We start from the raw sequence: 20,264 nt of genomic DNA, 5'->3' as shown, positions 1-20,264 counted from the left end.
ACCCTAAAAATTAATATTAAAATAAGATAAATTATCCCGCCAATTAATAATCCACTGATACCAGAAACAACTCCACACAATATAAAAGACCAAAATCCGCTAGGTAAAAATTGCTCATAAATATAACCTGAAGCAAAATAATTACCAATCATCAAAGGTAATAATAACAACAATCTACCTGAAAAAATTACCTCCACAAATCCACAAAACACCATAATCCAAACAAACTCATCTTTCGAGTCAAAATTAAAAATATATGCACATATCAAAAAAATTATTGTTATAAAACTCATACTTAGCACTCCAAAACGCCTATCCCTGCATTGATTTAATATCTACTTAGAAACAAAGATGCTATACTTAATATCAAAGTTAAACCACCCACTAATCATATTAAATATCTATTTTTTAGTATCGAAATTACGCCTAAAAGTGAGTAAACATGGAACTTCATGAAAAAATCCGAGTAATGAGAGAAATGAATCAATGGTCTCAAGAAGAAATGGCAGAAAAATTAGCAATGTCTGCTAATGGGTATGCAAAGATAGAACGCGGGCAAACCAAACTGACTTTTGATAAATTGAATCAGATTGCACAGATTTTTAAAATTGATGTGGTTGAATTGATTACAAAAGAAAAACCATTATTTCTTTTAGTCGGGGATAATAGCCACAATTACGGATCAAATTACTATGGTAACAATGAAGCATTAATAGCTGAAAATGAAAAACTGAAACTGACAATCTCTCACAATAATGAGATTATTCAACGACAAGAAAACGAAATTTTAGCTTTAAAAGAAATCATTTCTCTACTCAAAAAAAATTAACACTCTGAGACCTTTGCAAAATTCTCTGCTTAATCATCAGGAATCAAAAGGCCGTCTGAAATATTATTTTCAGACGGCCTTTCTTATTGTACTAATCAAGCAGCGGTTACTTTACCTTCATGACGCAACAAAGTAATCAAATCGCTGATACGTTTTTTCATGGAACGACGATCGACAATTTGGTCGATTGCGCCCTTCTCCAACAAAAATTCTGCACGTTGGAAACCTTCTGGCAGGGTTTCGCGTACAGTCTGCTCGATAACGCGCGGACCTGCAAAACCAATCAGAGCATTCGGTTCTGCCAAAATCACATCGCCCAAGAAGGCAAAGCTGGCAGATACGCCGCCCATGGTCGGGTCGGTCAATACGGAAATAAACGGCAGACGTTTTTCAGTCAGCAAATGCAAAGCCGCGCTGGTCTTCGTCATCTGCATCAAAGAGTTAATCCCTTCCTGCATACGCGCACCACCGGAAGCCGCCACGCAAATAAACGAACAATTATCTGCAACGGCACGACGTACACCCTGAACGAAACGCTCACCCACGACCGAACCCATAGAGCCGCCGATAAAACGGAATTCAAACGCAGCCACAACGACAGGCAGGCCGTTCATGGTGCCTTTCATAACAACCAATGCATCGTCTTCGCCGGTTGCTTTACGCGCAGCCGCGAGGCGGTCGGGATATTTTTTGCTGTCTTTGAATTTCAGCGGGTCGGTCGGTTTAATATTGGCTGCAATCTCTTCACGGCCTTCTTCATCCAAAAGTAGATTCAAACGTTCGCGCGCAGAAAGCGGATTGTGGTGATTACATTTCGGGCAGACTTCGCTGTTTTGCTTCAACTCGGTTGAATAAACCGTTGCCGAACAAGACGGACATTTGTGCCACAGGCCTTCAGGGACGCTGGACGAACTGCTTCGGTTTTTAATTTTCGGAGGAAGAATTTTATCTAGCCAGCTCATGAATGACTCCTTGGAATTCAGAATTCAGACGGCCTGTTGAATGTAAGGCCGTCTGAAATAATGGAATAAAAAATTTAGCGAATCGCGTCTTTCAACTCTTTAACCAACACGCCTACCGCTTCGGCCTCGCTACCTGCGTGGCTTTCAATCTCTTTGACGATACGGCTGCCGACAATAACGGCATCCGCTACCGCACCAATTTTACGCGCATTCTCCGCATTATTGATGCCGAAGCCGACACCGATCGGAATATCGATGTATTTGCGCAAAAGCTCTATTTTACGCGAAACTTCTTCAGTATCCAAACTTGCCGCACCGGTCACGCCTTTGAGCGATACATAATACACAAAACCGCCGGCCACTTTGGCAATCGTTTGAATACGCTCCTCAGTTGTTGTTGGCGCAATAAGGAAAATACAATCAATACCTTGCGCTTTCAGCGACTCATGTAAAGGAGCAATGGTTTCTACAGGAGAATCCACAGTCAATACGCCATCCACGCCCGCGTCGGCAGCCGCTTGCGCAAACGCTTGATAACCCATTTTATGTACTGGGTTCAAATAGCCCATTAACACAATCGGCGTTTTATTATTGGTTTGGCGGAACAAACGTACTGTTTCCAATACGTCGTGCAAAGAAACATGATTTGCCAACGCCCTTTCGGCTGCACGCTGAATGGTCGGACCATCCGCCATCGGGTCAGAAAACGGCACACCCAGTTCCAAAATATCAGCACCATTAGCCACCAGGCTATGCATCAGTGCCAAGGTTGTCTCAAGGCTGGGATCACCCACCGTAATATAAGGAATCAGTGCTTTTGCGCCATTGAGCACTGAAAAAGTTTGTTGGATTCTGCTCATTTTCTGCTATCCATTTCATCGATTTGAATGTTGTCCGGCAACCTGTTTATTCTGCCGTTACATTTGTTTTAAAAACCTCAGTCTGCCATGAAAAAGCAGCATTTATCCGCATTATCTAATGACTGTTTCTTCTCAATCGGCAAACAAGAGGCTAAGTATAACATTTACGGCTATTTCATAGAATCATTTGCAATCAAGATTCTGATATTTTGAAAGCAATATAAAACAATAAAGGCCGTCTGAAAATCATTCAAACAGCCTTTATTAGAATCAATTATGCAAATCTTTGTATGCCTTCGCACTTTTGATCAAAATTTCCCTATCGATTACAGCTCGACATGGTGGTTTTGTTGTTCAGAACCCAGATGACGCTCCAAATCAGATAAAATCTGCGTCAGACCATGACGGACTTCTTCTGCATTGGCGGCAGGATTACCGTTTGCATCCAAAGCGCCACGGCTGAACGTATCGATATACGGTTCAAATGTATCTTTCAGTTTCAATAACTTAACTACATCTGAGCGCGTATATCTATCGCCACCGTATCCAATCACAACATTATTTTCATGTTGCCATTGGGCAAACTGAGCCGGGCTGATTTGCACCAATTGGCACATCTCATCCAACGTAAAATAACGCTTGGCAGGAATAACCGGATTATTGTTGTTTGTCATAGTAATGCTCCACCATGCCTTTGAGTTTTTGGCTGGCATGGAAAGTTACCACACGGCGTGCGGTAATCGGCACTTCTTCGCCTGTTTTAGGGTTACGGCCAGGGCGTTGGGGTTTGTCGCGCAATTGGAAATTACCGAAACCGGAAATTTTAATTTCTTCACCACGCGCCAAAGTGCTGCGGATTTCTTCAAAAAAGAGCTCGACGATTTCTTTGGCATCATTCTTGGTGACGTTGCTGACTTTGTCGACCAAAATATCAGCCAATTCTGCTTTAGTTAGTGTCATGTGTTTACCTTCATTCAAACTGGTGCAATTATTACCAAAATTCTTTTACAAATCAAGTCCTCACCAAAAAATCAAATATTATTGGTGATTTTTGGCGACAACTTTTATCTTATTTTAAGCGCGAAGCTGTGCGTCTTTTTCGGCTGCCGCTTTAATCATTTTCGCAACCAAAGGCTCGATGACTTCATCTGTCAGCGTGTTTTCCATATCTTGCAAAATGATTTTGACGGCAACGCTCTTCATGCCTTCAGGCACGCCCGTACCGCGGTAAACGTCAAACACGCTGATTTCTTGAACCAGCTTGTTCGCCGCCGCTTTTAGGGCATTTAACAAATCATCATGCGTCACAGCTTCAGGCATTACAAATGCCAAATCTCGGCGTGCAGGTTGGAATTTGGATACGGGCTGATAACGGGTTTTCTCACGACCCAATACCGCATCCATATCGATTTCAAATACCAGCGGCGCTTGTGGCAAGTTATATTTTTGCAGCCATTTCGGATGCAACTCGCCGACGAAACCAACTACTTTGCCGTCTGAAACAATATTGGCGGCACGTCCCGGATGCAATGCCGGATGTTCGGTCTTAACAAAGGATACTTCCTTGTTTTTCAAGAGGCTCTCAACATCAGCTTTCATATCGTAGAAATCTACGTTGCGTGTTTTCTCTCCCCATTGCTCAGGCAGTACGGAGCCATACCACAAACCGCCGATACGTTCGTTTTGAACAAATTGATCAGCCAAGTCTTTGCTAAACACGCGGGCAATTTCAAATACGCGTACGCGGTTTTGCTTACGGTTCAAATTGTTTTGCAAAACTTCCACCAAACCGCCAATAAGCGTAGAACGCATGACGGCATACTGCGCCGCCAACGGATTTTGCAGGCGGATAGGATTGGTATTGGCAGCAAAGTCTTGCTCCCATTGCTCATCCACAAACGCATAGCTGACCACTTCGCGGTAACCGCGAGCCGCCATTTCGTTATAAACCGCAAAACGCGGACGTTTGGTTTCAGGCAAAGCCAACATTTTCAGACGGCCTGAAGTATAGTCGTCGGGAATATTTTCATAACCGTAAACGCGGCCGATTTCTTCAATCAAATCGGCTTCGATTTCGATATCGAAACGGAAGCTAGGAGAAGTGACACGGAAGCCTTCTGCGGTTTTCTCAGGCTGCAAACCCAAGTGTTGCAAGATAATTTCGACTTGCTCGGCAGGGATTTCAACGCCCAATACCGTTTGCAGACGGCCTAAACGTAATTCGACCTGTTTTGCCTCAGGCAATTTTCCTTGTGCTTCAACCATTTCACCGGCTGCACCACCGCAAATCTGCAACACCAATTCGGTGGCACGCTCAATAGCGTCAGCTTGCAAGCGGTAATCCACGCCACGCTCAAAACGGAAAGAAGAATCCGAGCCAAAACCGTATTGACGGGATTTACCGGCAATAATCTCCGGAGCAAACCAAGCTGCTTCCAACACAATATTTTGCGTGTCGTCTGAAACCGCGCTTGCCTCGCCGCCCATCAAACCTGCCAAGCTCAACGCACCTTTTTCATCAGCGACCACCAGTGTATTGTCAGCCAAAGTAACCGTCTTCTCGTTCAGACACGCCAAAGTCTCGCCATTTTGAGCACGGCGGACAATCAAACTGCCTGACAGCTTGTCAGCATCGAAAACATGCATAGGCTGACCGATTTCCAGCATCACATAGTTGCCGATGTCCACCAATGCGGAAATGCTGCGGATACCGCTGCGTTCCAGACGTTGTTTCATCCAATCGGGAGTAGCCACTTTCGCATTAACATTTTCAATAACGCGGCTGATAAAACGGCCACAGTCGGCCGGTGCATCAATACGGACAGCCTGTTTTTTCTCGCTGCCGATAGAGGTCGTCTGAATTTCAACAGGCGTAAACACACATTGAGTCAACGCAGAAACCTCTCGCGCAATGCCTTTAACACTCAAGCAATCAGCACGATTAGGCGTAATTTTCAATGTGAACAGCGTATCGTCCAAATCCAAGTATTCGCGGATGTTGGTACCGACAGGCGCATCTTCAGGCAGAATGTGCAGACCATCTACACCATCATCAGGCAAACCCAGTTCATTGGTCGAACACAACATACCGTTTGATGGTACGCCGCGCATTTTAGTCGGCTTAATTTTGAAATTGCCCGGCAAAACGGCACCTGGCAACGAACACGGCACTTTAATGCCCGGCTTGACATTCGGCGCACCACAAACAATCTGAACCAACTCGCCCGTACCGGCATCAACTTGGGTAACGTTCAAACGGTCTGCATCAGGGTGTTTTTCAACGGATTTTACTTCGGCAACAACCACGCCACTGAAAGTAGGGGCAGCAGTATCGATTTCTTCCACTTCCAAACCGGCCATGGTCAAAAGATGTTCCAGTTTATCGGCAGAAAGATCAGGATTGGCTTGGGTTTTCAGCCATGAATAAGGAAATTGCATATTATTTTCTCTACTATCAGGCCGTCTGAAACAAATTTTTATCAGACGAAATCAGTAATATCTATTCACTTTTCAGACGGCCTATCAAAAGACCATCTGAAATTTATTTAAACTGCTTCAAGAAGTTCAAATCGTTATCGAAGAACAAGCGCAGGTCATTGACGTTGTAGCGCAACATGGCAAAGCGGTCGAGACCGATACCGAAAGCGAAACCGGTATATTTTTCAGGGTCGATATTGACGTTTTTCAATACGTTAGGATGTACCATACCGCAACCGCCAACTTCCAGCCATTTACCATTTTCGCCCATGATATCGATTTCAGCAGAAGGCTCGGTAAATGGGAAGAAAGACGGACGGAAACGTACTTGCAGGTCATCGCGTTCAAAGAAGCGGCGGATAAAGTCAGTAAACACAGCTTTCAAGTCGGCAAAAGTCACACCCTCTTCTACCCACAAACCTTCAGCCTGATGGAACATAGGTGAGTGAGTGGCATCACTGTCCACGCGGTAAACGCGGCCGGGGGCAATAATGCGGATAGGCGGCTCTTTTTTGTCGAGCATATAGCGGATTTGAATAGGCGAAGTGTGTGTACGCAAAACATCGCCGTTTTCAACGTAGAAGGTATCCTGCATCGCGCGCGCTGGGTGATTTGCAGGAATATTCAAGGCTTGGAAATTGTGGAAATCGTCTTCGATTTCAGGGCCGTCCGCCACTTCAAAACCCATACCGTGAAACAGCTCAACCACACGCTGCAAAGTCAAAGTAACTGGATGCAAACCGCCATACTCTTGCGCACGGCCCGGCAAAGTAATATCTAAGGCTTCTGCAGCCAATTGGGCTTGCAGCTTGGCTTCATTCAGAGCATCGCGTTTAGCATTAAAGGCCGTTTGAAACTGATTTTTGCATTCGTTGATCTGTGCGCCTATGGTTTTACGCTCTTCAGGAGACATTTGACCCAAAGTTTTCAAAAGTCCAGTCAATTCGCCGGTTTTACCAAGATAGCGTGCTTTAATTTGTTCTAAGGCATTGAAGTCTTGCGCGGCTTCAATAGCGGCAATACCTTCTGCAACGATACGGTTTACATTTTCCATAGTGGTTTATCGTCTGTTTGTTGATGGCAGGCCGTCTGAAATAACAAAGCCGTCTGTTGGATTTGATTGCAAACCCGTTCAGACGGCCTTTGTCTTACTGCGGCCAATCCGTTTGATAAGAGAGGCCTATTTTATCGCAAATTAGTATAAAAAAATAGAGTTTAAAGAAAGAAAATCAACTACATAGGATTTCTTTAAGAAAAGAAAAAAGGAAGCATAAGCTTCCTTTTTAAATAATCTTATCGAATTAAGCAGCCAAAGCAGCTTTAGCTTTTTCAACTAATTGTGCAAATGTAGCTTTATCGAATACAGCCAAATCAGCTAATACTTTGCGGTCGATTTCGATAGCAGCGCGTTTCAGGCCGTTCATGAATTTGCTGTAAGACAGACCATTTTCACGGGCACCTGCGTTGATACGAACGATCCACAGTTGACGGAATTGACGTTTGCGTTGGCGACGGTCACGGTATGCGTATTGACCGGCTTTCATTACCGCTTGTTTGGCAACACGGTAAACGTTTTTACGACGACCGCGGTAGCCTTTGGCTAACGCGAAGACTTTTTGGTGACGAGCACGAGCGGTAACACCGCGTTTTACGCGTGGCATATTCTAAACTCCTTAAGCGTAGGGCAACATTTTAGCAACAGAAGCCAAATCGCGTGAATCCACCATAGCGGTGCCGCGCAATTGACGTTTAGTTTTAGTGGTTTTTTTGGTCAGGATGTGACTTTTGAACGCATGACCGCGTTTTACACCACCGTTACCCAGTACTTTAAAGCGTTTTTTCGCGCTAGACTTGGTTTTCATTTTAGGCATTGGAAAACTCCATTCGTTATTAGATAAGGTATAAGGGGTTTTGAAATAAATTTCAAACACTTGGAACCCAAAATACCACGGTTTTTGCCGCTAATTAAACCTTATTTCGAGCGGCAATCGAAATAAGCCTTGCATTATAGCTTTATTTTTTCTTAGGCGCAATCATCATCACCATTTGGCGGCCTTCCATTTTAGGGAAGGACTCGATTTGTGCCACTTCAGCCAACTCTTCTTTTACGCGTTCAAGCAGTTGGGCACCCAATTGTTGATGGGCCATCTCACGACCGCGGAAACGCAATGTCACTTTGACTTTATCACCATCGGCAAGAAAACGGTTGATGTTGCGCATCTTGATTTGATAGTCGCCTTCATCAGTACCCGGACGGAATTTAATTTCCTTGATTTGTACCTGCTTTTGGTTTTTCTTGGCTTCGTCGCGCTTCTTGGCTTGTTGGTATTTGTATTTACCGTAATCCATCAGTTTGCAAACGGGCGGCTTGGCAGTTGGGGAAATTTCTACCAAATCGACATCTTGCTCTTCGGCCATAGCCAGAGCTTCACGAACTGAAACGACACCAAGCTGATCGCCTGACTCACTGATTAATCGCACTTCTTTGGCGGTAATTTCACCATTGATTCGTGCTTCGCGTTCTTGAGCGATGATGAATACTCCTATAAAAATTAATGATTGACGAGGGCGTCAGTGATTTCTTGCTGCAATTGTGCAATAAAATCATCTACATTCAAAGAACCCAAGTCTTCTGCTTTGCGGCGTACCGCAACTTTGTTTTCTTGTTTCTCTTTATCGCCGACAACGATTTGATAAGGGAAACGGTATTGGCTGTTGTCGCGGATTTTGTAACCGATTTTTTCGTTACGCAAATCCAATTCGACACGGAAGCCTGCCGCCTGCAACTTAGCAGCTACTTCTCGACAATAATCTGCTTGGTTCTCGGTGATATTCATAATCACCATTTGAACCGGCGCAAGCCACAATGGGAATGAGCCTGCATGGTTTTCAATCAGAATACCGATGAAGCGCTCCAATGAACCCAAAATAGCACGGTGCAACATTACAGGACGCGCACGGTCGTTGTTTTCTGTTACATATTCGGCATTCAAACGCTCTGGCAATACAAAGTCCAACTGCAGGGTACCGCACTGCCAAGAACGACCCAAGGCATCTTTAACATGGTATTCAATCTTAGGACCGTAGAATGCACCTTCGCCAGGCAATTCTTCCCACTCTACGCCGCAAGCGGTCAATGCATCACGCAGGCCTTGTTCGGCTTTATCCCAGACTTCGTCAGAACCTGCACGTTGCTCAGGGCGGAGTGACAACTTCACAGCAACATCATGGAAGCCGAATTGTTTGTAAATACGAACCAGCAATTCATTGAATGCACGTGCTTCATCAACGATTTGATCTTCGGTACAGAAGATGTGCGCATCATCCTGTACAAAACCGCGAACACGCATCAGACCATGCAATGCACCGCTTGGTTCATTGCGGTGGCAAGAACCGAACTCGGCCAAACGCATTGGCAAATCGCGATATGAGCGCAAGCCGTTATTGAAAATTTGCACATGACCCGGACAGTTCATCGGTTTAACCGCGTATTCGCGTTTTTCTGAACTGGTCACGAACATATTGTCTTTATAGTTTTCCCAGTGGCCGGATTTTTCCCAGAAGGTTTTATCCATAATTTGAGGCGTTTTCACCTCTTTATAACCGGCAGCATTCAACTCTTTGCGCATATGCTGCTCAATCACTTGCCACAAAGCCCAGCCTTTAGGATGCCAGAACACCATACCCGGCGCTTCATCTTGCAGGTGGAACAAATCCAATTGTTTACCCAGCTTACGGTGGTCGCGTTTTTCTGCTTCCTCGATGCGTTGGATATAGGCCTTCAATTCATCTTTACTTGCCCAAGCCGTACCGTAAATACGTTGCAACATTTCATTATTGCTGTCGCCGCGCCAGTATGCGCCTGCCAGTTTGGTCAGCTTAAAGTTTTTCAAGAAACGAGTATTGGGAACGTGAGGACCGCGGCACATATCGACGTATTCTTGATGATGATACATACCCATTGCTTCCACTTCAGGCATGTCTTCAATCAGACGCAATTTGTACTCTTCGCCGCGATCTTGGAAAATTTTGACAGTTTCTGCACGGGGCGTCATCACTTTAATGACGTCATAGTCTTGTGCAATCAACTCTTTCATGCGCGCTTCGATGGCAGCCACATCATCAGGGGTAAATGGTTTTTCAGTTGCAATATCGTAATAGAACCCGTCTTCAATCACCGGGCCGATAACCATTTTGGCATCTGGGTAGAGCTGCTTGACCGCATGACCGACCAAGTGCGCGCAGGAGTGGCGGATAATTTCCACGCCTTCTTTGTCTTTTGGCGTAATGATTTGAACATGGGCATCTTCGGTAATCGGATCGCAAGCATCCACCAATTTACCGTTAACCTTGCCCGCTACAGTTGCCTTTGCCAAACCTGCACCGATAGACGCTGCAATTTGCGCCACGGTAACGGGTGATTCATATTGGCGGACCGAACCGTCCGGCAAGGTAATGTTCAACATCAGAAAGCTCCAAAACATTAAAAAATAACGGCATAAAGCCGTTATGGAAATTTGGTAGGCACAATTGGACTCGAACCAACGACCCCCACCATGTCAAGGTGGTGCTCTAACCAACTGAGCTATGTGCCTTCATCTAAGTCGCTTATTGTAACGAAGCGTGTTCCCTTTTGCAAGCATCTGTAAATACTTTTCAGACGGCCTGAATATTTTTGTTTGATTTATACCTCATTTTTTATTCTCTCCGTCATTCAGGCCGTCTGAAGCATTGTTTTGACAAAGATAAAATCCAGCCGTCAACCAACGAAAAATCCTTTATAATCTGCCCTTTCATTTCGCACACACGCGAACGTCCAATCTATTATTACTATGCTCAAATTTACCTTACACAAAAAAGACGGTCATGCCCGACGCGGCACTTTGGAACTGAACCACGGCAAAATCGAAACGCCGGTATTTATGCCGGTCGGTACTTACGGTTCGGTCAAAGCGATGAACCCGCAAAACCTGCATGACATCAAAGCGCAAATCATCTTAGGCAACACTTACCATCTGTGGCTGCGCCCGGGTTTGGAAGTCATCGAACAATTCGGCGGCCTGCACGAATTTATCGGCTGGGATAAGCCGATTTTGACCGACTCGGGCGGTTTCCAAGTATTCTCGTTGTCCGACATGCGCAAGCTGACCGAAGAAGGCTGTACATTCCAAAGCCCGATCAACGGCGACAAACTGTTCCTCTCGCCCGAAGTGTCGATGAAAATCCAAACCGTGTTGAATTCCGACATCGTGATGCAGTTGGACGAATGCACCCCTGGCGAAGCAACGCATAGCCAAGCGCAAAAATCGCTGCAAATGAGCCTGCGCTGGGCGGAACGCAGCAAAAAGGCTTTTGAAGACCTGAAAAACCCGAATGCGCTGTTTGGCATTGTACAAGGCGCGATGTATGAAGATTTGCGTGAAGAATCGCTGAAAGGTTTGGAAGAGCTTGACTTCCCTGGCTTGGCCATCGGCGGCTTGTCCGTTGGCGAACCTAAGCCCGAAATGTACCGCATGTTGCGCGCCGTCGGCCCTATCCTGCCGGAACACAAGCCACATTATTTGATGGGCGTCGGCACGCCTGAAGACTTGGTGTACGGTGTGGCACACGGCGTGGATATGTTCGACTGCGTCATGCCTACCCGCAATGCGCGTAACGGCTGGCTGTTTACCCGTTTTGGCGATTTGAAAATCAAAAACGCCAAACACAAACTCGACAAGCGTCCGATTGATGAAAGCTGCACCTGCTACGCCTGTCAGAATTTCAGCCGCTCCTACCTGCACCATCTGCACCGTGTCGGCGAAATCTTGGGCGCACAACTCAACACCATACACAATCTGCACTTCTACCAAGTCATCATGGCCGAAATGCGCGAAGCCATCGAACAAGGCAAATTTGCCGATTGGCAGGTGCAATTCCATGAAAACCGTGCCCGCGGTGTGGATTAATCCTTTTAAAGGCCGTCTGAAATCAGGTTTGGATTCAAACTGCTTTTCAGACGGCCTCAATATTCTTAATTAATAAAGCACAATCATGTCCCGTTTCCATACCGAACCGCCCTTAGCCTACACCGCACAAAACCGTACCGCCGTCCTGCTGCTCAACCTCGGCACGCCTGACGCGCCCACTGCTACCGCAGTCAAGCCTTACTTGAAAGAATTTCTGTCCGATCAACGTGTTGTCGAACTGCCCAAGCTCTTATGGCAACCAATATTGCGCGGCTTGGTATTGACTTTTCGCCCGAAAAAAAGCGCATATGCCTATGAAAAAGTTTGGTTTAAAGAAGGTTCGCCGCTTGAGGTTTACACACACCGCCAAGCAGAAGCCCTGGCCAAACATTTGCCCGATGTCATCGTCCGTCATGCCATGACTTACGGCAATCCAAGCGTTGCCGACGTTTTAGCGGAACTCAAAGCCCAAGGCGTGGGCAAATTACTGGTCATCCCACTCTATCCTCAATATGCCGGCTCTTCTACCGGCGCGGCTTTGGATAAAGTATTTCAAGAGTTATTGCTGCAACGCAACCAAATAAGTGTCCGCACCGTCTCCCGTTATTACGACGATGCCGCCTATATTCAAGCCATGAAGCAGCATATTGAAGCCTATTGGACCCAAAACGGACGCAGCGAAAAACTGATGTTGAGTTTCCACGGCATTCCGCAAAAGCATCACGACGACGGCGACCCCTATCCTGACGAGTGCCACCATACCGCCAAACTGCTCGCGCAGGCATTGGGCTTGTCCGAACAAGAATACATCGTTTCTTTCCAAAGCCAGTTTGGCAAATCCCAATGGGTCAAGCCCAGTACGCAAGCCCTGTTTGATCAGCTGCCGAAACAAGGCACGACCAAACTCGACGTATTCTGCCCCGGCTTCCTGGCCGACTGCCTCGAAACCATGGAAGAAATCGCCATTATGGGACGCGAACAATTCCACGCCGCAGGCGGCAAAGAATACCGTTACATCCCCTGCCTCAACGATTCCGCCGACTGGATTGCCGCACTTGCACAATTAAGTCGGGCCAATCTGCAAGGCTGGATTTGACCTAAACCAAAGGCCGTCTGAAAAATCCACTTTCAGACGGCCTTTAGCGTTATCATCAAGTTATTCAAACGCAAACCAAGCGTGTAGCCATCAAAAACACTACTCAAAAAGGAACACATCATGACTGCACTCCGCCCTATCCTGCTCCTTCTGACCGCACTCAGCCTCCCAACCGCTTTTGCCGCTGATGCCACGCTGATGAGCAAAGGACAAAAGATTTACGAAACCAACTGCGCTGCCTGCCACGGTAAAAAAGGCGAAGGCCGGGGTGCCATGTTCCCGCCTTTATTCCAGTCCGACTATATCAACAAAAAACCGCAAGTCCTGTTGCAAAGCATGACCAAAGGCATCAACGGCCCGATTAAAGTAAACGGCAAATCCTACAACGGCTTCATGCCTTCTACTGCCATCAATGATGCCGATGTCGCCGCCGTTGCCACTTACATCATGAACGCCTTCAATAATGGCGGCGGTACGATTACTGAAGCAGATGTCAAAAAATCTCACGGGAAAAAATAAAACGTCTCTCCCTTAAGGGCCGTCTGAACATTTCAGACGGCCTTTTCGATATGGAACACATTCTTATTTCCATATTTATGGTTACGCAACATCAACAAACATACGCAAAAAACCGTCAAACCAAAAAAAGCATATACGTTTTGTGTTAAAGTAAACGTTATTTAGCGGCTGTTTTACGTCCAGGCCGTCTGAAAGGTTTTATGTTATGAACTTTTTCCGCAAGACTGTTTTATTTCTAGTCGTCCTCTCCATATTTGCCGCCTGTGGCTCCTTTATTTCCCAATACGTTTTGGGCATGAACCCGTGCGTATTGTGCATCCTGCAACGCTTGTGCGTATTGGCTATCGGGCTGTTGGCCATTGTTACGGCATTCAGTTCGCAAACTTCCAAATTTGCCCGCTCGCTCTCGGCATTGTTGATTGCCGCCCCGGCCGTTTACGGCGCCGGTGTCGCCGCCTATCAAATTTGGCTGCAAAGCCTGCCGCCCGGCACCGCCCCTTCTTGCGGCGCACCTTGGACTTTCCGCCTGCGCGACTGGCCTTTGTTCGATTGGTTTGAACCCATCGTCCGCGGCTTTGGCAACTGCGCCGAGCCGGACTATCTATTCAGCGTCGCCCTGCCGGTTTGGAGTGTTTTGTATTTCAGCTTCGTGGTATTGCTGCTGCTTTGGGCTTGGTTGAAAACCAGAAAAATCTAATTGGTTTCAATATAAAAAGGCCGTCTGAAATTTCAGACGGCCTTTTGTTCTTTAAACTGTTTAGTCCAAATTCAACACGGCAGAAGTGTAAACGTCTTGTACGTCGTCCAAATCTTCCAATGCGTCAATCAGTTTTTGCATCTTAACCGCATCTTCACCGCTCAACTCGGTTTCGTTTTGGGCGCGCATGGTAACGTCACCGTCAACAGATTTATAACCTGCCGCCTCCAAAGCCGATTTCACACCGGCCCAGTCATTCGGCGCGGTAACCACCTCGATGGAACCGTCGTCGTTGGTGATGACGTCTTCCGCACCAGCTTCCAAAGCTGCTTCCATCAGCGCATCTTCGTCAACGCCCGGTTCAAACACCAAATAGCCTTGATGAACGAAGTTGAACGCTACGCAGCCGTCGGTACCCAAATTACCGCCGTTTTTAGTGAACGCGTGACGCACATCGGCAACGGTACGGGTTTTGTTGTCGGTCAGACAGTCCACCATCAAAGCCGCGCCGCCGATGCCGTAGCCTTCGTAACGCAACTCGATGTATTCCACGCCTTCCAGATTGCCCGTACCTTTATCGATGGCACGTTGCACGTTGTCTTTAGGCATATTGTTTTCAGCGGCTTTTTCCAAAGCCAGACGCAGGCGCGGGTTTGCGCCGGGATCGCCGCCGCCCATGCGGGCAGCAACGGTAATTTCTTTAATCAGACGGGTGAAAATTTTGCCGCGTTTGGCATCTTGTCGGGCTTTTTTGTGTTGGATATTTGCCCACTTACTATGGCCTGCCATGTTGATTCCTTTCGTTTTTTCACGCGTTAAGGCGGAATTTGCTTCATTTGTAAGGCGTGCATTTTATCATAAGTTGCCTTTAGCCAAAATATTCAGACGGTCCGAACATTTGCAAAAAAGGCCGTCTGAAAACAAAAAAACCTTTTTTAAATAAAGAAGCACATTTTCGGCAACCCTTTGTCAGTTTTCGTTTTAATTCACGAAGGTTTACGGTATGATGACAAAACCGGTCAAAATTGTTAACAACTTAACCGGTATCGAATGGCAAAACGGCCTGCTCGCCGATGTTGCCAAACGCGAGAAATGAGTGGGAGTAGTTACCCGTATCATTTTATTTTTATTGTTTTTATTAAAGGTTTTATTATGGAAGAAATATTGTCTGCTCTGGTGGGTGCAGTCAATCTGGTTCTTTGGGACTACCTGCTGATTTATGCCTTAATCGGTATCGGCCTGTTCTTTACCCTGTACTTGGGCGCGCCGCAAGTGACCAAATTGGGGGCGGGTTTCAAATCCGTTTTCGGCGGCTTGTTCAGCAAAAAAGACAAAGACCACGAAGGCAAATCCCTGTCTCAATTTCAAGCGCTTGCCGTGGCGATTTCCGCGCAAATCGGTACCGGTAACGTTGCCGGTGTCGCCACTGCGATTACTGCCGGCGGCCCGGGTGCCATTTTTTGGATGTGGTTGTCTGCCATTTTGGGCATGTCTACCATTTTTGCAGAAGCCGTTTTGGCGCAAAAATACCGCGTGGTCAGCCACGGCAAATACATCGGCGGCCCTGCGTTTTACATCACACATGGCCTGACTCCGAAAATCGGCCGTGGTGCGGCGCGTTTCCTGTCCGGCTTTTTCTCTATCGCCTTGATTATCGCGCTGGGCTTCATCGGTAACGCGACACAATCCAACTCCATCGCCTCGGCCATGAATTTGGCTTTTGATATTCCCCCGATGGCTGTCGGCATTGCTTTGGCGGTATTCGCCGGCCTGATCATCATCGGCGGCATCAACCGCATTGCCGGTATCGCACAATTTGTCGTGCCGTTTATGGCGGTAATTTACATCTTGTGTGCCGTGATTATTTTGTTCAAATTCTCCGACCACATCATCCCGATGTTCCACAATATTTTTGTCGCCGCCTTCAATCCTGAAGCGGTATTGGGTGGTGCGGCCGGTATCGGCATGCGCGAGGCAGTCCGCTTTGGTGTGGCACGCGGCCTGTTTTCCAATGAAGCCGGTATGGGTTCGACCCCGCACGCTCACGCGACTGCCAACGTCAAACATCCTGTGCAACAAGGTATGGCCGCATTTATCGGTATCTTTATCGATACGCTGATGGTCTGCACGGCAACCGCGCTGATTATCCTGCTGACCGATGCCAACCTTTCCGGCGAAACCGGCGCGGCGGTTACCCAACTGGCTTTTAACAAAGCCTTCCCGGGTTTCGGTTCGCAATTGCTCGCCGTCTGCCTGACCTTCTTCGCCTTTACCACCATCATCGGCTGGTACTACTTCGGCGAATCCAATATCCGCTTCCTGTTCCGCGGCAAACACTTGGGCATCTACCGCGCACTGGTTTTGGTGGCCATCGTATTGGGTACCTTGGGCAAAGTGGATTTGGTTTGGAGTATGTCCGATATGTTCAACGGCTTTATGGTCTTACCGAACTTAATCGCCCTCTTCCTACTGCGTAAGGAAATCCGTGCAGTTTACGATGATTATCTGGCGCAAACCAAAGCAGGCAAAGAGCTGACCTACAACTATGAATTCCACGAATTCCACGACAAAAACCCAGGTTAACGACAAACAAAAACCTCTCAGTCAAACTGAGAGGTTTTTTTATTTCAGGCCGTCTGAAACTACAACACATAAAAATAAATGCTGATAAATTGCGTCAAACTGCCTGCCAAGACAAATAAGTGCCAGATACCGTGGCCGTGGCGGATTTTCGTATCGTTGATAAACCAATAAATCCCCGCACTATACAATACGCCGCCCAACACCAGCCAAAATAATCCACCGGCCGAAAGCGACTGTATCAGCGGCCATACAGCTACCACAATCAGCCAGCCCATCAACACATAAATCACCATTGACAGCAGCCGCTTCTCGCTTTTGCGCCCGATCGTCAGCTCCTGAACAATGCCCAGCAAAGCCAGCCCCCACGACACACCGAAAAGCGACCAGCCCCAGCCGCCGTGAAGGGTAATCAGCGTAAACGGCGTATAGCTGCCCGCAATCAAAAGATAAATCATACAATGATCGACCTTTTGCAAAATCGCCTTGGCTTTCGGCTGCGGAATACTGTGGTATAAGGTTGAGCCCAAATACAGGAGCAGCAGGCAGACTCCGTAAGTCAGTGCACCGGCAATCCGATAGCCGTCCGCCGATTCCACCGCTTTTACCAGCATCAGCACCAACGCCGCCACTGCCAAAAAGAAACCGGCCAAATGGCTGTACGCATTAAATCTCTCGCCGTGATACATAAACCATTCTCATTTATAAAAGACCAAAGTGTACGCCAAGACAGGCGCTTCGTCAGAGAAATCGGGTTAAAAATAAGTTAAAGCGCAAAGGCCGTCTGAAAAACACGGCTTTGCAATATAACAAAAACATCTTTGCAACAAACAAACCATTCTTTCCCTTTTTCAGACGGCCTCACTAAAGTATCGACTGTCGCCAAGGTTGCAAAGAGAGAAAAAATGTCTATCCAAAACCACCACCTCGACTGGCTCGAGGCCGAATCCATCTACATCATCCGCGAAGTCATTGCCAATGCCCAAAATCCGGCCTTGCTGTTTTCCGGCGGCAAAGACTCCGTCGCATTGCTGGCGCTTGCCGTCAAAGCCTTCCAAATCGAAGGCCGTCCGCTGAAGCTGCCGTTCAAACTCCTGCACGTCGATACCGGCCACAATTACCCCGAAGTGATTCAGTTCCGCGACGACACGGTTGCGCGTACCGGCGTACAACTTGTGGTTGGCAGCGTAGAAGAATCCATCCGCAAAGGCAGCGTCGTCTTGCGCCGCGAAACCGATTCACGCAACGCCGCCCAAGCCGTTACACTGGTTGAAACCATCGAAGAACAAGGCTTTGATGCACTGATGGGCGGCGCACGCCGCGATGAAGAAAAAGCACGCGCCAAAGAACGCATCTTCTCTTTCCGAGACGAGTTCGGCCAATGGGACCCCAAAAACCAACGTCCTGAATTATGGTCGCTCTACAACACACGCCTGTTCCAAGGCGAAAACATGCGCGTGTTCCCGATTTCCAACTGGACGGAATTAGACATCTGGCAATACATCGCACGCGAAAAACTCGCCCTGCCGCCGATTTATTACACCCACAAACGCGAAGTGGTCGAACGAAACGGCCTGCTCGTTCCCGTTACCCCGTTAACCCCAAAACGCGAAGGCGAAATTGCCCAAATCCGTGATGTCCGTTTCCGCACCGTCGGCGATATTTCCTGCACCTGCCCTGTTGCCAGTACCGCTGCCACGCCGGAAGACATCATTGCCGAAACCGCCGCTGCGACCATTTCCGAACGCAGCGCCACGCGCATGGACGACCGCGTATCGGAAGCGGCAATGGAAGAGCGCAAAAAACAAGGCTATTTCTAAACCGGTTTTTCAGACGGCACATATATATTTCAAACCCGAACAACACGGCAAAGCCATCCGCCCCTGCCGTGTTGTTTGCTTTATTATTCTTGCAAATATCATTTAACAACAAAAGCTTAATCAAAAATCCTTACCAAGCGACAAACAATAAAACATAAACAAACATGGTATAATGAACGCTTATAGGCAGAGATTTAGACAAAAGTCTCAGGCCGTCTGAAGGAGGAAAAACATGAATCGACGCGTTTATATCGTACATGGCTTTGAAGGCAATCCGCACGGCAACTGGTTTGACTGGCTTTGCGCCCAAGTCAAAAGCACCGGCGCACAAGCAATCTCCCTCGCCATGCCCAATCCTGACAAACCAAGCACGACCGCGTGGCAGTTTACCCTTGACCAGCACATCGGCAAGCCTGATGCCCATACCTTCCTAGTCGGCCACAGTCTCGGCTGCATTACCCTCCTTCACTTCCTCAGCCGCCAACAGCCGCAAAAAATCGGCGGTCTGCTGCTTGCCGCCGGTTTTGCCGATACGTTGCCGCCCCTGCCTGCGCTTGATGCCTACATTAAAGCAGCGTCGCCCGATTTCGACATCCTGCGCAAAATCGACATGCCCAAACACTGTCTGGTTTCCGACAACGATACCCATGTTCCACCCGAACTGACTTTGGACATGGCGGCCAAACTCAAAAGTCCTGTTACCCATATTCCCGAAGGCGGCCATTTGATGGCTTCGGACGGCTTTACCCAACTGCCGCAGGCTTGGGAAGCGCTGAAACCCATGTTGACCGAATAAACACACAATATAATCCGATTTTCAGACGGCCTAGTGAGCCTCCCTTCCCCATAACAGGCCGTCTGAACGACAATAAAAAACAACCTGTCCTTTCAAGCAGGTTGTTTTTTATTGTCTCCTTGACGGCAAATTTAATATTGCACCGTCCATTCGATCTCGCCGCCGGCCCTCATCGGTACAAGCTCGCCATCGCCGTAAGGTACGCTGGCAGGTACGGTTTGCGTTTGTTTGAGCAATGTGATGGTATCGGAATTTTCAGGCAGACCGTAGAAACGCGGGCCGTTTTTAGAAGCAAAGGCTTCCAGTTTGTCCAACACGCCTGCTTTCTCAAACACTTCGGCATAAAGCTCGATGGCGGTCATCGCGCTGAACATACCGGCACAACCGCAAGCATTTTCTTTGGCAGTTTTAGCATGTGGCGCAGAATCCGTGCCGAGGAAGAATTTATGCGCCTTATCGCCGGTAACGGCAGCAACCAAAGCCTGACGGTGGGTTTCACGTTTAAGTACAGGCAGGCAGAAATGATGAGGGCGCACGCCGCCGACCAAAAGGTCGTTGCGGTTGAGCAGCAAGTGTTGCGGCGTCACGGACGCGGCCACATTATCGCCTGCTTCCAATACCAGTCGGGCTGCTTCGGCAGTAGTGATGTGTTCAAACACGACTTTAAGATTCGGCACTTG

At 47.5% G+C, this 20,264-nt stretch carries 22 protein-coding genes and 1 tRNA gene; 8 read left to right on the top strand and 15 right to left on the bottom strand.

Annotated elements, in window-relative coordinates; all coding sequences use genetic code 11:
- A partial coding sequence (locus Q1M25_RS02165; RefSeq protein WP_300481288.1) for a hypothetical protein occupies positions 1-293 on the bottom strand: 293 nt, incomplete at its 3' end.
- Between the two features lie 149 nt (positions 294-442).
- Between Q1M25_RS02165 and Q1M25_RS02160 the strand changes: the two genes are divergently transcribed.
- Positions 443-829, top strand: a complete 387-nt coding sequence (locus Q1M25_RS02160) for a helix-turn-helix transcriptional regulator (RefSeq protein ID WP_003760765.1) — start codon at positions 443-445, stop codon at positions 827-829.
- Between the two features lie 95 nt (positions 830-924).
- Here Q1M25_RS02160 and accD read toward each other — a convergent pair whose 3' ends face one another.
- From accD to Q1M25_RS02105, 11 genes are all read right to left on the bottom strand, one after another.
- Positions 925-1,791, bottom strand: a complete 867-nt coding sequence (gene accD / locus Q1M25_RS02155) for an acetyl-CoA carboxylase, carboxyltransferase subunit beta (protein WP_300481284.1) — start codon at positions 1,789-1,791, stop codon at positions 925-927.
- A gap of 74 nt (positions 1,792-1,865) precedes the next feature.
- Positions 1,866-2,651, bottom strand: coding sequence for a tryptophan synthase subunit alpha (trpA, locus tag Q1M25_RS02150; protein ID WP_300481281.1), 786 nt, complete (start codon positions 2,649-2,651; stop codon positions 1,866-1,868).
- A 326-nt stretch (positions 2,652-2,977) separates the two neighbouring features.
- Positions 2,978-3,325, bottom strand: a complete 348-nt coding sequence (locus Q1M25_RS02145; RefSeq protein ID WP_004519475.1) for a hypothetical protein — start codon at positions 3,323-3,325, stop codon at positions 2,978-2,980.
- Positions 3,309-3,611: an integration host factor subunit alpha gene (locus tag Q1M25_RS02140; protein WP_003680933.1), complete on the bottom strand. Its 303-nt coding sequence runs from the start codon at positions 3,609-3,611 to the stop codon at positions 3,309-3,311. The genes Q1M25_RS02145 and Q1M25_RS02140 overlap by 17 nt, the downstream gene beginning before the upstream one ends.
- A 114-nt stretch (positions 3,612-3,725) precedes the next feature.
- Positions 3,726-6,089, bottom strand: a complete 2,364-nt coding sequence (gene pheT, locus Q1M25_RS02135; protein ID WP_300481277.1) for a phenylalanine--tRNA ligase subunit beta — start codon at positions 6,087-6,089, stop codon at positions 3,726-3,728.
- A gap of 103 nt (positions 6,090-6,192) precedes the next feature.
- Entirely contained in the window at positions 6,193-7,182 is a 990-nt protein-coding gene (gene pheS, locus Q1M25_RS02130) for a phenylalanine--tRNA ligase subunit alpha (RefSeq protein ID WP_300481274.1), read from the bottom strand.
- Between the two features lie 247 nt (positions 7,183-7,429).
- The gene (rplT, locus tag Q1M25_RS02125) at positions 7,430-7,789 is read right to left on the bottom strand and encodes a 50S ribosomal protein L20 (protein ID WP_107723514.1); all 360 of its coding nucleotides are present in this window, start codon (positions 7,787-7,789) and stop codon (positions 7,430-7,432) included.
- A 12-nt stretch (positions 7,790-7,801) separates the two neighbouring features.
- Entirely contained in the window at positions 7,802-7,999 is a 198-nt protein-coding gene (gene rpmI / locus Q1M25_RS02120) for a 50S ribosomal protein L35 (RefSeq protein ID WP_003675505.1), read from the bottom strand.
- A 142-nt stretch (positions 8,000-8,141) separates the two neighbouring features.
- Positions 8,142-8,663 (bottom strand): translation initiation factor IF-3, encoded by a 522-nt coding sequence (gene infC, locus Q1M25_RS02115; protein ID WP_079453677.1) that lies wholly within the window; start codon positions 8,661-8,663, stop codon positions 8,142-8,144.
- A gap of 17 nt (positions 8,664-8,680) precedes the next feature.
- Positions 8,681-10,594: a threonine--tRNA ligase gene (thrS, locus tag Q1M25_RS02110; RefSeq protein ID WP_070843132.1), complete on the bottom strand. Its 1,914-nt coding sequence runs from the start codon at positions 10,592-10,594 to the stop codon at positions 8,681-8,683.
- 52 nt (positions 10,595-10,646) lie between these two features.
- Positions 10,647-10,723 (bottom strand) — tRNA-Val (locus Q1M25_RS02105).
- 237 nt (positions 10,724-10,960) lie between these two features.
- Between Q1M25_RS02105 and tgt the strand changes: the two genes are divergently transcribed.
- The 4 genes from tgt (at position 10,961) to Q1M25_RS02085 (ending at position 14,388) form a co-directional block, all read left to right on the top strand.
- On the top strand, positions 10,961-12,076 hold the full coding sequence (gene tgt / locus Q1M25_RS02100) for a tRNA guanosine(34) transglycosylase Tgt (protein WP_300481267.1): 1,116 nt from the start codon (positions 10,961-10,963) through the stop codon (positions 12,074-12,076).
- 85 nt (positions 12,077-12,161) lie between these two features.
- The gene (gene hemH, locus Q1M25_RS02095) at positions 12,162-13,172 is read left to right on the top strand and encodes a ferrochelatase (protein ID WP_300481265.1); all 1,011 of its coding nucleotides are present in this window, start codon (positions 12,162-12,164) and stop codon (positions 13,170-13,172) included.
- Positions 13,173-13,292: 120 nt separating this feature from the next.
- Complete coding sequence (locus tag Q1M25_RS02090) at positions 13,293-13,691, top strand: cytochrome c (RefSeq protein ID WP_070625846.1); 399 nt, start codon at positions 13,293-13,295, stop codon at positions 13,689-13,691.
- Positions 13,692-13,896: 205 nt separating this feature from the next.
- Positions 13,897-14,388, top strand: a complete 492-nt coding sequence (locus Q1M25_RS02085) for a disulfide bond formation protein B (protein WP_300481260.1) — start codon at positions 13,897-13,899, stop codon at positions 14,386-14,388.
- Between the two features lie 60 nt (positions 14,389-14,448).
- Here the strand turns inward: Q1M25_RS02085 and Q1M25_RS02080 are convergent, their stop codons facing one another.
- A complete protein-coding gene (locus tag Q1M25_RS02080) occupies positions 14,449-15,177 on the bottom strand; it encodes a YebC/PmpR family DNA-binding transcriptional regulator (RefSeq protein ID WP_300481257.1) in 729 nt (242 codons plus the stop codon).
- 363 nt (positions 15,178-15,540) lie between these two features.
- On the opposite strand from Q1M25_RS02080, the gene Q1M25_RS02075 reads away from it, so the two are divergent.
- Positions 15,541-16,971, top strand: a complete 1,431-nt coding sequence (locus Q1M25_RS02075) for a sodium:alanine symporter family protein (protein WP_300481254.1) — start codon at positions 15,541-15,543, stop codon at positions 16,969-16,971.
- Between the two features lie 59 nt (positions 16,972-17,030).
- On the opposite strand, the gene Q1M25_RS02070 is transcribed toward Q1M25_RS02075, so the two are convergent.
- Positions 17,031-17,657 carry a hemolysin III family protein gene (locus Q1M25_RS02070; protein ID WP_300481251.1) on the bottom strand — a complete coding sequence of 209 codons (627 nt, stop codon included), beginning with the start codon at positions 17,655-17,657 and terminating at the stop codon, positions 17,031-17,033.
- A gap of 216 nt (positions 17,658-17,873) precedes the next feature.
- Here Q1M25_RS02070 and cysD point away from each other — a divergent pair, with 216 nt between their 5' ends.
- Positions 17,874-18,788, top strand: a complete 915-nt coding sequence (cysD, locus tag Q1M25_RS02065; protein WP_293203678.1) for a sulfate adenylyltransferase subunit CysD — start codon at positions 17,874-17,876, stop codon at positions 18,786-18,788.
- A 232-nt stretch (positions 18,789-19,020) separates the two neighbouring features.
- Positions 19,021-19,584: an alpha/beta hydrolase gene (locus tag Q1M25_RS02060; RefSeq protein WP_003681918.1), complete on the top strand. Its 564-nt coding sequence runs from the start codon at positions 19,021-19,023 to the stop codon at positions 19,582-19,584.
- 131 nt (positions 19,585-19,715) lie between these two features.
- Here Q1M25_RS02060 and Q1M25_RS02055 read toward each other — a convergent pair.
- Positions 19,716-20,264, bottom strand: a 549-nt coding sequence (locus tag Q1M25_RS02055; RefSeq protein ID WP_300481244.1) for an amidohydrolase family protein, incomplete at its 5' end; no start/stop codon positions are given.

The organism is uncultured Neisseria sp., assembly GCF_951230505.1.
In the GTDB taxonomy this organism is placed as follows: Bacteria; Pseudomonadota; Gammaproteobacteria; order Burkholderiales; family Neisseriaceae; genus Neisseria.
Note: the sequence above shows the minus strand (reverse complement) of the source record. Positions and strands in the feature narration are given on the sequence as shown.

Bases quoted from the DNA above. Each gene is read 5' to 3' on its own strand.
- pheT (WP_300481277.1), bottom strand. From the start codon at position 6,089: ATGCAATTTCCTTATTCATGGCTGAAAACCCAAGCCAATCCTGATCTT.
- pheS (WP_300481274.1), bottom strand. From the start codon at position 7,182: ATGGAAAATGTAAACCGTATCGTTGCAGAAGGTATTGCCGCTATTGAA.
- Q1M25_RS02090 (WP_070625846.1), top strand. From the start codon at position 13,293: ATGACTGCACTCCGCCCTATCCTGCTCCTTCTGACCGCACTCAGCCTC.
- Q1M25_RS02085 (WP_300481260.1), top strand. From the start codon at position 13,897: ATGAACTTTTTCCGCAAGACTGTTTTATTTCTAGTCGTCCTCTCCATA.
- cysD (WP_293203678.1), top strand. From the start codon at position 17,874: ATGTCTATCCAAAACCACCACCTCGACTGGCTCGAGGCCGAATCCATC.
- rplT (WP_107723514.1), bottom strand. From the start codon at position 7,789: ATGCCACGCGTAAAACGCGGTGTTACCGCTCGTGCTCGTCACCAAAAA.
- Q1M25_RS02080 (WP_300481257.1), bottom strand. From the start codon at position 15,177: ATGGCAGGCCATAGTAAGTGGGCAAATATCCAACACAAAAAAGCCCGA.
- accD (WP_300481284.1), bottom strand. From the start codon at position 1,791: ATGAGCTGGCTAGATAAAATTCTTCCTCCGAAAATTAAAAACCGAAGC.
- Q1M25_RS02160 (WP_003760765.1), top strand. From the start codon at position 443: ATGGAACTTCATGAAAAAATCCGAGTAATGAGAGAAATGAATCAATGG.
- tgt (WP_300481267.1), top strand. From the start codon at position 10,961: ATGCTCAAATTTACCTTACACAAAAAAGACGGTCATGCCCGACGCGGC.
- thrS (WP_070843132.1), bottom strand. From the start codon at position 10,594: ATGTTGAACATTACCTTGCCGGACGGTTCGGTCCGCCAATATGAATCA.
- rpmI (WP_003675505.1), bottom strand. From the start codon at position 7,999: ATGCCTAAAATGAAAACCAAGTCTAGCGCGAAAAAACGCTTTAAAGTA.
- trpA (WP_300481281.1), bottom strand. From the start codon at position 2,651: ATGAGCAGAATCCAACAAACTTTTTCAGTGCTCAATGGCGCAAAAGCA.
- Q1M25_RS02070 (WP_300481251.1), bottom strand. From the start codon at position 17,657: ATGTATCACGGCGAGAGATTTAATGCGTACAGCCATTTGGCCGGTTTC.
- Q1M25_RS02145 (WP_004519475.1), bottom strand. From the start codon at position 3,325: ATGACAAACAACAATAATCCGGTTATTCCTGCCAAGCGTTATTTTACG.
- Q1M25_RS02060 (WP_003681918.1), top strand. From the start codon at position 19,021: ATGAATCGACGCGTTTATATCGTACATGGCTTTGAAGGCAATCCGCAC.
- Q1M25_RS02075 (WP_300481254.1), top strand. From the start codon at position 15,541: ATGGAAGAAATATTGTCTGCTCTGGTGGGTGCAGTCAATCTGGTTCTT.
- hemH (WP_300481265.1), top strand. From the start codon at position 12,162: ATGTCCCGTTTCCATACCGAACCGCCCTTAGCCTACACCGCACAAAAC.
- Q1M25_RS02140 (WP_003680933.1), bottom strand. From the start codon at position 3,611: ATGACACTAACTAAAGCAGAATTGGCTGATATTTTGGTCGACAAAGTC.